The sequence below is a fragment of the Paraburkholderia sp. GAS199 genome, assembly GCF_050436585.1.
Taxonomy (GTDB): domain Bacteria; phylum Pseudomonadota; class Gammaproteobacteria; order Burkholderiales; family Burkholderiaceae; genus Paraburkholderia.
The window spans coordinates 1-13,456 of the sequence record NZ_JBNDMM010000015.1 but is presented as its reverse complement, the minus strand read 5'-3'; the positions used below and the strand labels follow the sequence as shown (position 1 = coordinate 13,456).

General features: G+C 64.3%; 9 protein-coding genes. 6 read left to right on the top strand and 3 right to left on the bottom strand.

Annotation, left to right across the window (positions count from 1 at the left end; all coding sequences use genetic code 11):
• Positions 1-9: 9 nt before the first annotated feature.
• The 5 genes from P3T18_RS35915 to P3T18_RS35895 all read left to right on the top strand — a co-directional run bounded on the left by P3T18_RS35915 (position 10) and on the right by P3T18_RS35895 (position 9,518).
• Entirely contained in the window at positions 10-720 is a 711-nt protein-coding gene (locus tag P3T18_RS35915) for a DUF1175 domain-containing protein (protein ID WP_429304701.1), read from the top strand.
• Entirely contained in the window at positions 717-5,513 is a 4,797-nt protein-coding gene (locus P3T18_RS35910; RefSeq protein ID WP_429304700.1) for an alpha-2-macroglobulin family protein, read from the top strand. Before P3T18_RS35915 ends, P3T18_RS35910 begins: the two co-directional genes overlap by 4 nt.
• Positions 5,514-5,710: 197 nt before the next feature.
• A complete protein-coding gene (locus P3T18_RS35905; protein WP_429304764.1) occupies positions 5,711-7,366 on the top strand; it encodes a DUF2300 domain-containing protein in 1,656 nt (551 codons plus the stop codon).
• A gap of 28 nt (positions 7,367-7,394) precedes the next feature.
• Positions 7,395-8,192, top strand: a complete 798-nt coding sequence (locus P3T18_RS35900) for a YfaP family protein (protein WP_429304763.1) — start codon at positions 7,395-7,397, stop codon at positions 8,190-8,192.
• A gap of 192 nt (positions 8,193-8,384) precedes the next feature.
• Complete coding sequence (locus tag P3T18_RS35895; RefSeq protein ID WP_429304699.1) at positions 8,385-9,518, top strand: diguanylate cyclase; 1,134 nt, start codon at positions 8,385-8,387, stop codon at positions 9,516-9,518.
• Between the two features lie 21 nt (positions 9,519-9,539).
• On the opposite strand, the gene P3T18_RS35890 is transcribed toward P3T18_RS35895, so the two are convergent.
• The gene (locus P3T18_RS35890; RefSeq protein ID WP_429304698.1) at positions 9,540-10,031 is read right to left on the bottom strand and encodes a PRC-barrel domain-containing protein; all 492 of its coding nucleotides are present in this window, start codon (positions 10,029-10,031) and stop codon (positions 9,540-9,542) included.
• 331 nt (positions 10,032-10,362) lie between these two features.
• On the opposite strand from P3T18_RS35890, the gene P3T18_RS35885 reads away from it, so the two are divergent.
• Positions 10,363-10,677 (top strand): hypothetical protein, encoded by a 315-nt coding sequence (locus P3T18_RS35885; RefSeq protein WP_429304697.1) that lies wholly within the window; start codon positions 10,363-10,365, stop codon positions 10,675-10,677.
• A gap of 149 nt (positions 10,678-10,826) precedes the next feature.
• Here P3T18_RS35885 and rpoD read toward each other — a convergent pair whose 3' ends face one another.
• Both rpoD and P3T18_RS35875 read right to left on the bottom strand, forming a co-directional pair.
• Positions 10,827-12,824: an RNA polymerase sigma factor RpoD gene (gene rpoD, locus P3T18_RS35880; RefSeq protein ID WP_429304696.1), complete on the bottom strand. Its 1,998-nt coding sequence runs from the start codon at positions 12,822-12,824 to the stop codon at positions 10,827-10,829.
• Between the two features lie 451 nt (positions 12,825-13,275).
• On the bottom strand, positions 13,276-13,456 hold a 181-nt coding region (locus tag P3T18_RS35875), incomplete at its 5' end, for a hypothetical protein (protein WP_429304695.1).

Here is a 13,456-nt window from a genome sequence, read left to right as displayed (position 1 = left end):
GCCCGTGGCGTGTCGACGTTTGACATCGCGCCCGACATCGCGCGCCGCGCGTTTCTGGCGCGCGCGGTGTCGCTGCTCGCGTTCGCCGGCTTCTCGTCTGCTGCGCACGCGTTGACGAGCACCACGGCCGCGCCCGATCCCGACGCGCTGTCGCCGGCGCAATCGGCGTCGTTTCGCGCGTGGTTCGTGCGTATCGTCGACCAGCAGATGCGGCGCGGCCCGACGCCGCGCTGGACGCAGCGCGATTGCGCGGGGCTCGTGCGCTTCGCCGTCGGCGAGACGCTCCGCTCGCACGACAGCAAGTGGCTGCGCGCGAACGGCATGACGAGTCTCGCGGACACCAGCAGCATGCCGCCTGAACTGCAACTGTCCGCGTCGCAACGTACGCTCGCCAATCGCTGGACTCAACTCGACGGCTCCACCGGCGCTTACGCGTCGGCCATCGCGCTCATTCAACGCAATAGCCGTTTCGTCTCGAAAGACGTGAATCAGGCGCTGCCCGGCGACCTGCTGTTTTTCGATCAGGGCGACGACCAGCATCTGATGATCTGGCTGGATCGCTACATCGCTTATCACACAGGCACCGTTACGCCGACCGATACCGGTCTGCGCGCCGTCGCCGTCTCCGACCTGATGCAATGGAAAGATTCCCGCTGGCAGCCGCTCGACGGCAATCCGAATTTTGTCGGCGTGTTCCGTTTGGACTTTTTGACACCATGACCCGAATGAACTTCGTCACCGTATCGAGCCGTGGGCTTCGCAGTCTGCAACGTCGCGCGGGTCTTGCCTTGCTCAGTCTGTTCGCCGTCCTGATGCTGTCCGTCGCACCGGCTTACGCGGAAGACGACGCGTCGTCCGCCGCCGACGCCAACATCGCCATCAACCCGACGTTGCAAACGGCTCCGCCGAGCAACTTTGCATCGCAGAAGGTGGACGGCCAGCCGTTCTTTCTGCTTTCAGACGCGAGCTTCGGCAGCGATCAACTCGCGCAGGTTCGTCTCGAGGCGCCCGGCCGCGATTTCAAGGACGCCTTGCAGGCGTACGGCGGCGCGGACATCGTGGTGTATCGCGTACCGAAGCCGCTCGAGTTTCTGAAGGCGCAAAAGAATTTGCATCGTCTGAACGTCGCGCCGAATTATCAGGGCGAAGGGCTCGCGAACACGCTGGCTTATCTGTGGGACCGCTGGCTGACCGACGCGCGCCGCGCCTGGCAACGCGTGCTGTCGTTCGCGACGCGCAGCAAGGCGACCGAGGCCGAGCCGCAACTTCGGCTCGGCGAGCAGACCGGCAAGCAGACGCAGTTCGAGCCGAACGCGCAGTTCGCGCCGCTCAAGGGCTACGACATGATCGCGCGTTTTCGCTATCCGATCTGGGACGCGAAGGTGATCGAGCCGCCGAAGGGCGTCAATCTCGCGGGCAGCAGCAGTAACTTCATCGAAGCCAGTTCGGGCAACGTGATGATTCCGGTCGGCAAGCTGCCGCCGGGTCTGTATATCGTGGAAGCGGTGATCGGCAACTATCGCGCGCATACGTTGCTGTTCGTGTCGGACACGGTGGCGGTCGTGAAGGCCGCGTCGAGCGGCATGCTGGTGTGGACCACGCGGCGCGACAACGGCAAACCGGTGGCGAATACCGACATCAGCTGGACTGACGGCGTCGGCGTTTTGCAGAGCGGTTCGACCGGCGGCGACGGCGCGCTGGTGCTGCAACACGTGAGTCCCGAACGCAGCTACGTGCTGGGCACCGACCCGCAGGGCGGCGTGTTCGTTTCGGAAAATTTCTATTACGACAGCGAGATCTACAACACCAAGATCTACGCCGTGACGGACCGCCCGATGTATCGGCCGGGCGATCCCGTGCATGTCAAATTCATCGGACGCACGTTCCAGAACGCGACGCAATCGAGCGCGCCGGCCGAGGCCGACATCAAGCTCGACGTACTCGATCCGAACGGCGCGCCGGTTGCCACGAGCAAGGTGCACTTCGCGTCCGACACCGGCGCGGACACCTCGTTCACCTTGCCCGCCGACGCCACCGCCGGTGGCTACACGCTGCGCTTCGACTACAACGGCGACGTGTACGGCAGCGCGTTTCGCGTCGCCGAATACGTGAAGCCGCACTTCGACCTGAACCTCTCGATGGACAAAGCGGACTATGCGACCGGCGAGCCGCTCAAGGGCAAGATCCAGTTGCGCTATCCGGACGGGAAGCCGGTGCGCAACAGCACGGTGTCGGTCACGTTGCGCGCGCAGAAGGTGACGATCGTCGACGGCGAACTGCGCTATGCCGGTCTCTTTCCGGTCAAGCTGGAACAGCAGGAACTGAAAACCGATAGCGACGGCAACGCGAGCCTCACGTTGCCCGCCGCGAAGGAACCGAGCCGCTATGCGTTGACGCTGTTCGCGCAGGACGGCGCGGCGTACAAGGTTCGCGTGACGCGCGAGGTGCTGATCGCGCGCGGCGCGACGCCGTACCGCCTGTCCACGGCCAAATCGTTTTCGCAGCCGAAGGAATCCGTCAGCTTCGATCTGCAGGCGCTCGGCGCGCTCGACCCTGGCTCACGCGGGCCAGCCAAATGGGAGTGGACGCGTCTCGAATCGCAAACTCACGGCGAAGGTGCGCTCAAACTTGCGACCCAGGCCGCTGGGGCAAAGCTGAGCTTCCCGGTGCAGTTCGACCAACCCGGTTCATACATGCTGTCAGTGAAAGACGACGCGGGCAATCTGCTCGCGGCCACCAGTCATTGGGTGGCGGGCGACGGTCTCAAAGCCATTCCGGGCAGTGTCGAGATCGTGTTCGATCGCGACAGGTACAGGATCGGCGACACGGCCGAAGCCCTGATTACTTTCCCGATGCCGATGGACGACGCGCTGCTGACGCTGGAGCGCGACAACGTCGAGCGTCGCGCGTTGCTGAGCGCGGGCGGCGACTGGCTGCAACTGCAACGCGTGGCGCCGTCGCAATGGAAAGCGCGCATCAAGGTCAACGAAGATTTCGCGCCGAACATGACGTTCTCGGTGCTTTACGTGCACGCGGGCGAATTCGTCTTCCAGAACGCGGGCATCGTGGTCGCGCAGCCGCAGATCGACCTGAACGTGAAGAGCGACAAGCCGGTGTACGGTCCCGGCGACACGGTCACGCTGAACTTCGACAGCACGCTGAACGGCAAGCCGGAGGCGGCGAATCTGACGGTGAGCGTGGTCGACGAAATGGTTTATGTGTTGCAGCCGGAAATCGCGCCGAACATCGTCGACTTTTTCTATCATCCGCGCCGTAACAACGTGCGGACGTCGTCGAGTTTGTCGTTCATCACGTACGACCTCGCGCGGTCGCCGCTCAAGGGCGCGCCGGGCGGCCCGCAGCGTGCGAACTATAACGAGCGCGGCGTGAAGGTGCTGGAACGGCCGCGCCGCGACGATCAGGACACGGCGGCATGGCAAGGCAGCCTCAAGACCGACGCGAACGGTCACGCCACGATGAGCTTCCGGATGCCCGACTCGCTGGCACGCTGGCGCATCACCGTGCGGGCCGCGGCGCCCGACGGCATGGTCGGCCAGCGCACCGCTTACGTGCGATCGGACAAGGCGCTGTATCTGAAGTGGAGCGGGCCGTCGCATTTCCGCGTCAACGATCAGCCGGCCATCGACATGATCGCCTTCAATCAGACCGATGCCGACATGGACGCGCAATGGCTGGTGAACGGCGGCGGCTTGTCGTTGAACCAGAAGGTCACGCTCAAACGCGGCACGAATTATCTGCGGCTGCCGAGCGGCGCGCTGAAGGCGGGGGTGATCGACGCCACGTTGCGTAGCGGCGGCAAGGATGTCGATCGTTTGCAGACCACCATCCAGCTCGACGCGAGCGGTTGGCTCGACCTGCATCAGAACACGGTCGCGCTCGACGGCGCGAACAAGCCGCTCAACCTGCCGCAGGATGCGCAGGACGTGAACGTGCGCTTCCTCGGCAGCGCCGCGACTGAATTTGCGCGTGTCGCCGACGATCTGATCGACTACCCGTACGGTTGCGCGGAACAGACTTCGAGCCGGCTGATTCCTCTCGCGCTCGCGCACGATGTCATGGGGCGTGCCGACAACGCGGGTTCGACGCAAAGTCTCGAAACGCTGCTGCGCAATCAGCGGCAACGTCTGGCAATGCTGGCGGGTGTCGGCGGCACGTTCGGCTGGTGGGGCGACACCACGGGCGGCAGCGCATTGATGACGGCTTACGCGTATTACGCCGACTGGCTGGCGAGCCGCAGCCTCGGTATTTCGCTACCCGCGGACAACTGGCAGCACGCCATGGACGTCTATCGCGACGCCGGCGCAAAAGAGCCGATGTTGCATCGCGCGTTGGCGTTGTGGCTGATGCAGCAGATGGGTCTGCCGGTCGCCACGCCGGTCTCGGGCGTGGCCGGCGATCTGTTGAGCGATGCGGCGGCGAGTGCGGCGGCCGGTGCGGCCAACAAGGCGACGCGCAGCGCCACCTACGGTCCGACCGACAGCATTGTTTTCGCGCAGGCCGACACGCCACGCGGCAAGCAGATGGCGACCTTGCTGATCGCGAGCCTCGCGCGCAATACGAACGCGCAGTTGCCCGACGGCTTTGACGCCGCCGCGATCGCGGCGCGTGTGGCGCTGGCGAACGATCCCGCGCCGCTGGTGCAAAGCCTCGTCGCGATGACGGGCGACGGCGGCGCGAGTGCCGACGCGCCTGCTCTGCTGGCGAAGAGCAGCACCGACTATCCGACGCTGGATCGAGCGCTGACGTTGTTGTGGCTGCGCAAGTCGCTCGGTGCCGACCCGGCGCCGGCGGCGCTGCCGACACTGCAAGGCGCGGGCTGGACGCGCGGCGCAACGGCCACCGGCGCGCCGCTGTGGAAATGGAACGCCGCGCAACTGCCCGTCGCGCTCGACGCGGGCGCGCCGCGCACCGACGTCAACGCGCTCGTCTCGTTCCGCAGTCACACCAGCGAGGACAGCCGTCTGAACATCACGATCGAGCGCCGCTTCTACAAGCTCGAACCGCTCGAGGTGAAGACCGATCCGAAGAAGGCCGATGCCGATAGTCAACTGGGACGCTCGGCCTTCACGGCACGGCGCGTCAAGCAGGGCGATCCGATCGACAGCAATGCGCTCTATATCGACGAGGTGACGCTCACGCCGCGCTCCGGCAACGCCTATCACTACGGTCTGCTCGACGTGCCGCTGCCGCCGGGCGGCGACGTGGAGGCGACCAGCTGGGGCGTGTCGATCGACGGGCTGCCGGGCGGCAAGGACGGCGCGAGCGGTCCGCAGCCGTTCCAGCGCGTGGCGTCGTACGAGATGGGTGAACTGGCGTATCACCAGCCGGTGCCGTTGCTGGATCGTCCGGTGACGTTGCGGCAGCTCGTGCGCTTTGCGTTGCCCGGCACCTTCGCGTTGCCGCCCGCCCGCTATTTCCGCATGTATCAGCCGGACGCGAAGGCGTTCGAAGGCGGCAAGAGCGATCGCATGACGACGCTGCGCATCGAGTAAGCGGAACTGCCATGTTTTCCGTCCTTCGGCATGTCGCTATCGCCGTGATCCGTTCGCTGACGAGGCGAGGGCGAGTCGCGCGTGTCGGTGTGTGCTGGCGCATCGTCGTTGGCGTGCTCGTCTGCGTTACGGTTGCGCAGGCGAGTGCGTCGCCGGTGACGTCACAGGCGACGCCTCGCGGCGCGGCGCCTTCGCAGATGCTGCGCTTTGCCTGGCTGCGCGACGGGCAGCCGCAGCTCTGGCAAGGCAGCGCGACCGGCGCCGGCAATGCCGGCAACGCGCCAGGCGCGGACGAACCGTTCACGCCGCAAGCGGCGCGGCCTTTGCCCGCGACACTGGAGACGCCGCTCGGCAGCGTGTGGAAACTGTTCGTCTACGGCTATCTGGTCGACCGCAATATGGTCACGCCGGATTACACCTGTGGCGGCAGCGATCCGGACGAAGTGTATTGCTGCATGACAGGCGGCCACGTCGATCGCGAACATGCGCTGGTGCAGTCGTGCGGACTGTTTTTCGATCCCGCACGTTTGCAACTCAGCGCCGCCGACTGGCGCAAATACTGGACGGACGCCCATGCGCCTGCGTGGCTGCGCGATCTCCATGCCATGACGCCGGCGCGCCGCGTGCCGGTCGCCGATCTGCTCGCGGCTTTGCAGGCGATGCCTGCGCGGCCGCGCGAGGCCGCTTCGGGCACGCTCATCTCGGTGCTGACGAGCGGGCGCGGCGAAGGCACGGTGTCGCTCTACGGCAGCGTGTTGCGCATCAAGACGTGGACGATGCCCGACCCGGCCCGTCCCGGCGCATCGATCGGCGGCGCGGCAGGTTGGCTCGCCGACGGCACGCCGGTCTGGCTGGGCGGCCCCGGCGGCAGCGCGCGCGTGCTGGCGCAGGCCGCGCCACGCATCGCGCCCATGCTCTCGCAAGTCGCCGTGCCGGACAGCAACGCCTGCGTGCTCGTCGATCTGTTCAGCCGTTATCCGATACGTCAGGTGTTGGGCGACAGCGGCTCGGCGACCGTGCCGGACGGACCTTTGCTTGGCAATTTCCGCGTCGGTTTCGTCAACGGCAACTGGGCGCGTGTACAGAGCCGCGGCGAACTGCGGCTCGATCGCGATGCGGCGGCCGCGCCGCAACTGGTCGGCCGATTCGGCATGAACGATTACGTGGCGCGCGTGGTGGAGCGCGAAGGCGACACGAGCCAGCCGGAGGCTGCCAAGGCGCTGGCGGTGGCGGCGCGCAGCTACGTCGTGCAGCACGGTCAGCACGATCACGGCTGCCTGCGTATCGACGACAGCAGCAGCACCCAGCGCGTCCTGCCGCGTGAGCCGACCGCCGCGGCGCGGCGCGCAGCGGACCTGACCGATGCGCTCGTGCTGACCGGCGTGCCCGTGCAGTATCACCACGACAAGGCCGCACCGGGACAGATGAGCTGGCTCGCGGCCAAGGCGTCGGCGCAGACGGGCCTCGGTTTCGATGCGATTCTGGCGCGCACCTGGCCGCAGGCCACGCTGACTTCGTTCGAGAGTCCGTTGTCGGGCGACTGCGTCGCCGTTGCCGGCGCGCAGGCATGGCTTGCGCGCAACGCGCCCGTTTGGGCTCGCCGGCTCGACGGCGCGGCCGGTTACGAGACGCCCGATTTGCCGGCCGTGTGCGCCGTACGTGAAGGGCGTCCATATGCGGACGCGCAACGCAATCGCGTGTACGTGTACCGGTTACAGACCGAAGAGGATCGTATTGCGCTCGCGCACGAGTACGTTCACCTCGCGTTCCAGCATCACCCGCGCGGCGTCGACGAAGCGTTTGTCGAGCGCACCGCGCGTACGCTGATCCGCAGCGACAACCCGATCCAATGAGAGGCCTTTTGCAATGGGAGCCGTCACAATGAAGGTCAAGACGACAGGATGGGCGAAGGCCGGCTGGATGATGCTCGTCGTCGCCTGCTCGCAGATCGCGCCGGCCGCGCATGCGAGCGACATCGAGTTCGGCGCGCCGCTGAACGGCTGGCGCAACACGGGCGGCGACAGCGAACGCTATACGCAGGACGTGCACTATCCGGCGGTCACGGTGTCGACGCCGGAAGGGCAGTCGAAATTTGCGTTGATCGAAGGGCAGATCCGCAACGCGCCGAAAAAGAAGGGCACGACGGTCGGCACGCTGGTGGTCGACGGCACGCCTTTACCCCAGCGTATCGAAGATGACGGCAAGTTCTCGCGGCCGTATGCGTTCCCGTCGGGCAGTAACGGCGTGGAACTGCGCGCGCCGGACGGTTCGAAAAAACGCGTGCAGTTTTACGACGCTTACAGCGGCAAGACGCAGCCGCGTCTGCGAGTCATTCTGGCCTGGGACACCGACGGCACCGATCTCGACCTGCATGTCGTCTCGCCCGATGGCGCCCATGCCTGGTACGGCGACCGCGTCACGCCGAACGGCGGCGCGCTCGACGTGGACGTGACGACCGGTTACGGGCCGGAGATTTATTCCTCGGCGGCACCGCTCAAGGGCACCTATCTGGTCTACGTGAACTACTACGGAAGCGGCAGCGGAAACAGCGACATGACGGTTGCGCAGGTCACGATCATCACCAACGAGAACACGCCCGACGAAAAGAGCGAAACCATCCGCGTGCCGATGCGCAAGGCGGGCGAACTGACGCTGGTGAAAACCTTCGTGATGCCTTGAGCGCGAGAGCGCCGCCTTATGCCTTCAGCTATCCGGGAATCGGTCGTTAACCTGATGAAGGTGGTGAGCGCACGTCCAGTACCGTGCGTGCAACGTGTACGGAATGCAGGGCAAAAATTCGTTCAGGACGGCGCCACACAAAGTTAAATACGCCATTTGATGATCTCAATCGACCTCCGCACCGTCATTCTGATGTCATCCGTCATGCCCGGCTTGATGTCGATGGTGTTGTTCTCGCTGAACCGCAGTTTTCCTTCCAGCATACGCGGGCTCAACTACTGGGCTGCGTCGGCGGTGTGTATTGCCGTGACGGCGGTGCTGTTCGCGTTGCGCGGCGCCGTTCCCGACGGCGTGTCCGTGATCGTCGCCAATACGAGCATGCTGGTCGGCATCGGACTTTCGCTGATCGGCACCGAGCTTTTTTTCGGGCGGCAGCCGTCGTGGCGCTTCGTGATCGTCACGATCCTGTTCGGCAGCGCATCCATTTCGTGGATGCTGTGGGTGCATCCCAATTATTTCGGCCGTCTGAGCTGCATTACCGCGCTGCTTGCCGTGCTGTACGCGGCGCACGCGCGACTGCTGCTCTTTTTCGGCGGACGCAATTTCAATACGCTGTTCCTCGGCCTGATGTTTCTCGCGTTGACCATCGCGTCCGCGATTCGCTGCGCCACGAGCATGTCGCCGGGCGACGTCGCGCCGGACATCTTCGCGCGCGATCCCGTTCAGCTGGTGTATCTGGCCATCAACAATTTCATGGCGCTGCTCGTCACCGTCGGATTCGTGATGGTCGCGACCAACCGTCTGCACGCGCAGCTCGAACGGCAATCGGCAACCGACCCGCTGACCGGTCTGCTCAACCGCCGGGCGTTCGCGGTTCTGCACGCCAAGGCGCAGGAGCGCGCGCGGCGGCTCGGCCGGTCGCTGACCATGCTGATCGTCGACCTGGACCACTTCAAAACGATCAACGATCGCTACGGTCACGACACCGGCGATCGTGTGCTGGTGGATTTTGCCGAGCGCGTGGCGTCGGTGCTGGGTCCGTACGATTACCTGGCGCGGTTCGGCGGGGAAGAATTCGCGATCCTGCTGGCTGACGCGAGCGCGCAGGAGGCGTTTGGGCGCGCCAGCGCGATTCGTCAACTGGTGCAGGTGCAAGTGGACTGCGATCTGCCGACCTACACGTGCAGCATCGGCGTGGCATGTCTCGACGCCGCCGACGCGACGCTCGCGCGCCTGAGTAGTGTCGCCGACCGCGCGCTGTATCGCGCCAAATCGGGCGGCCGCAACCGGGTTGAGTTGACCGACGAGGCGCTCGCCACCGGCTGACGCCGCGATGCGGCGCGGCTTCTAGAAGGCGGAGTCCGGGGCTGGTTTTTGCGTCCGGGTTTGCGTTTGCGCGGGGTCTTGCGTGGCGTTCCAGTACGGCGTGCGGTCGTAGTACGCGTGGACAGCCGTACTCCACTGCAGATCGGCCATCGACGGCCAATGATCCTTGTCGAAGCCCGGCGCGCTTCTAAGCCGCTCGGCGGGCACGTGCAGAATGAAGCATTTGTCGTCGGTGTCGAGTGTCAGCACACTCCACGGCAAAGCATGCAAGGTGTCGCCAATGCCGAAAACACCACCGTTCGACAGCACCGCATACGCGACCTGACCGCTGCGCACGTCCAGCATGATGTCGACGATCTTGCCGATCGGCTCGCCATCCGCCGAAAACACCTTGTTGCCGTCTAGCGACGAAGCGGCCATCACGTCCGCCCCTGGTCCTGCCCCGCTACCTACGCCGGTTCCGACGATATTTGCGCCCGGCATGGCGGTCGGGTCGCTATCGAGTGTGGTCATGATGTCCTCCTCGTTCAAAGGTGTTCACCGGATCGCGCAACGGGCGTGCCCAACTTTCCTCTTACTTTGTCTTACCTTCACTCAAGTTTTCCGGAAACAGGGTCGATAGGTCTTGTAACCGGCCGTGCGCAGGATTGCGGTTTCGGGAATGCACCGTAGGTGCGAGCCTTAGTTGCCGCCGGAGTTTGGCGGCGTACGCCTTGAGCGAAATAAAGAGGTTGCCATGCAGATCGACAGTGCCGTGCGCTCAGCGGTATCAGACCCGGCCCGCGCAGCGACGCCGAACGGGGCGAGTAACAACGACGTCGCAGTTGCCGGAACGAACAGCGCCGTGGATTCACCGAATTCGGGTTCGACGGGTTCAGCGGCCTCAATGCAGGACGACGCGGTCCGCATTTCCGCGGAAGGCGCCGCTGCGGCCGCGGCCGCGCAGGACGCCGACACGAGCCAGAATCAGACGGCGAGCGACGCGTCGGACACCGGCACGCCGGTCATCAATGCGTCGGCGGTGAAGTCGTTTGCCTACGGAACGCTCGGTCTCGAACGACCCGACCAGCCGCAGGAACAGCACAACGCGTTCTATACCGCCGGACGTTGGCTGGCTGCAGGGATTACGCTGGGTGGAATTATTTCGCTGCTTGCCTGAGGTTCAGGCGCGAGCGGCGACAGCACACGAGAATTGGCGCTGCGAAGGACGGGGGGAGGCGATTGGTCGATAGCGGCTCGTGAGCGAGCCGTATCCTGAGGCGGGATGCGCTTGCCGTGCGTGGCGCACGGCAAGCGACTTGTTGCTGCTTAACGGTCGAGGAAGGACTTCAGACGGTCGGCACGGCTCGGATGCATCAGCTTGCGCATGGCTTTGCTTTCGATCTGGCGAATCCGCTCACGCGTGACGTCGAACTGCTTGCCGACTTCTTCCAGCGTGTGGTCCGACTTCGTGTTGATGCCGTAACGCATACGCAGCACCTTGGCTTCGCGCGGCGAGAGCGAATCGAGCGCGTCGTCGATGGCGGCGCGCAAGTCGGCTTGCATCGCAGCGTCAGCCGGCGACGATGCTGCCGAGTCTTCGATCATGTCGCCGAGCGTGGCGTCGCCGTCGTCGCCCACCGGCGTTTCCATCGACACCGGCTGCTTCGCGATCTTCAGAATGCCGCGCACCTTCTCTTCCGACAGTTCCATGCGTTCTGCCAGCACCGACGGGTGAGCTTCCTGCCCGGTCTGCTGCAGGATTTCACGCGAAATGCGGTTGAGCTTGTTGATCGTTTCGATCATGTGCACCGGCACGCGGATCGTGCGCGCCTGGTCGGCGAGCGAACGCGTGACAGCCTGGCGAACCCACCACGTGGCGTACGTCGAAAACTTCCAGCCGCGACGGTATTCGAACTTGTCCACGGCCTTCATCAGGCCGATGTTGCCTTCCTGGATCAGATCGAGGAACAGCATGCCGCGGTTCACGTATTTCTTCGCGATCGAGATGACGAGACGCAAATTCGCCTCGATCATTTCGCTCTTGGCCTTGCGCATCTTCGACTCGGCCGCAACCATCTGACGGTTGATTTCCTTCAGATGCTTGAGCGGCAGCGAAACCGTAGCCTCGATGTCGATCAGCTTCTGCTGTTCCGACTGGATGGCCGGCAGATGACGCTCGAGCGCCGCGCCGAACGACGACGAACCGCGCGCCGCGCGCTCCGTCCAACCGAGATCGGCCTCGTGACCCTTGAACGATTCGATGAACTGTTCGCGCGGCATGCCGCTCTTGGTCACGACGATCTGCAGAATGTTGCGCTCGATGGCACGAACTTGCGCCACCTGGCTTTGCACGTCGCCGCACAGACGGTCGATCGTGCGTGCCGTGAAGCGGATTTTCGCCAGATGCTGCTGGATTTCTTCGCGTGCGCGCTGATAAGCCTTCGACGTTACGTCGCCGCGCGTGTGCGAGGCGTTCAGCTGATCGGACAGAATGCCGACCTGCGCGAAAATCTCGAGGCAGTCGCTGGTGAGCTGCTTCAGACGTGCTTCGTCTGCCGCCGACGAGTCGGCCGGGCCGGCGTCGTCTTCATCTTCGTCGTCGCTGTCTTCGTCGTCGGTTGCATCGGCGTCGACATCTGCAGCGGTGTCCGCGCTGGCGGTGTCTTCTGCGGCAGCGGTTTCTTCGTTCAGGCCGTCGACCAGTTCGTCGATGCGCAGTTCGCCGTCAGCCACTTGCTGGGCGCTTGCCAGAATTGCGGAGATTGCGAGCGGGCAGGCAGCGATGGCTTGCACCATTTCGTGCAGGCCGTCTTCGATCCGCTTGGCGATCGCGATTTCGCCGGCGCGCGTCAGCAGTTCGGTCGCGCCCATTTCGCGCATGTACATACGCACGGGGTCGGTCGTGCGGCCGAATTCAGAGTCGACCGTGGACAGCGCGACTTCGGTTTCCTCGTCGGCCTGGTCGTCCGACACGACGGCAGGTGCGTTCGAGTTCAACAGCAGGGTTTCCGCGTCGGGAGCCTGCTCATAGACCTGCACGCCCATGTCGTTGAACGCGCTGACAATGCTGTCGATCGCAGCCGTTTGCGCGAAGTTGTCGGGCAAATGGTCGTTGATCTGGGCGTGGGTCAGGTAGCCTTGCTCCTTACCCAGCTGGATCAGCGCGCGCATCTGGCGCTGACGCTCTTCAGCCTGTTGCGGCGGCAGTTCGGCCGCTACGGGGATCGCTTTACCGGCGCCCTTGCCCTTGGCAGTGCGACCGGGTGCCTTGGCGGTGAAGCCGGCGGTTTCGTGTTGCGAATCTTCGCGATCAAAAGGGTTCACGTATTCTCCTCTAGAGGCTTCGCTATGAGACGCAAGACGCGACCGTCAGGCGTTTCGAGCATGGCTCAACATCACCTGAGTGACTCAACGCGGGTTGTTTGGCTGTGCTCTGGGGAGCAAAAAAGATGAGCCCGCTTGAAGCGGGCCGATAGAAATGTGCGAAATTCGCGCGGCTCGCATTATATACGAGCTTGCGCCTTCGCGCGCATTGCGAGCCAACGAATTATTGGTGCATTTCTGTCGCAGGCCTTGCGTCGCCTGTCAGCCGTGGCTTTCAGATGGGGACTGGCGGCAAAACTTCAACTGCCGATCGGCGGCCTGATCTTAACTATAGACGATGTTGTGCGCTCGCACACGCGGGGTCGGACCGATCCCGCTGGTTCAACTTGTGGTTGCGTCATATAGCAGGGGGTGTGTTTGGGCGCGGCTTCTCGCATGCTTGATGGAAAATTCACAAAAAGGGGTTGACGACCCTTCGATCGTTCTCCATAATCTCGTTTCTCTGCTGCTGATGCAGCGACGCAGAACGAAGCGGTGCCGGGTGGTGAAGTTGAAGTCCTCCGGTGCGGTTTGGGTAGTGACTGCGTAATCGATCTTTAAAAATTAACAGCCGATAAGTGTGGGCGCTTGAT

Excerpts from the sequence above, each read along its gene's own strand:
- P3T18_RS35910 (WP_429304700.1), top strand. The coding sequence starts at position 717 with ATGACCCGAATGAACTTCGTCACCGTATCGAGCCGTGGGCTTCGCAGT.
- P3T18_RS35905 (WP_429304764.1), top strand. The coding sequence starts at position 5,711 with ATGCTGCGCTTTGCCTGGCTGCGCGACGGGCAGCCGCAGCTCTGGCAA.
- P3T18_RS35900 (WP_429304763.1), top strand. The coding sequence starts at position 7,395 with ATGAAGGTCAAGACGACAGGATGGGCGAAGGCCGGCTGGATGATGCTC.
- P3T18_RS35895 (WP_429304699.1), top strand. The coding sequence starts at position 8,385 with ATGTCATCCGTCATGCCCGGCTTGATGTCGATGGTGTTGTTCTCGCTG.
- P3T18_RS35890 (WP_429304698.1), bottom strand. The coding sequence starts at position 10,031 with ATGACCACACTCGATAGCGACCCGACCGCCATGCCGGGCGCAAATATC.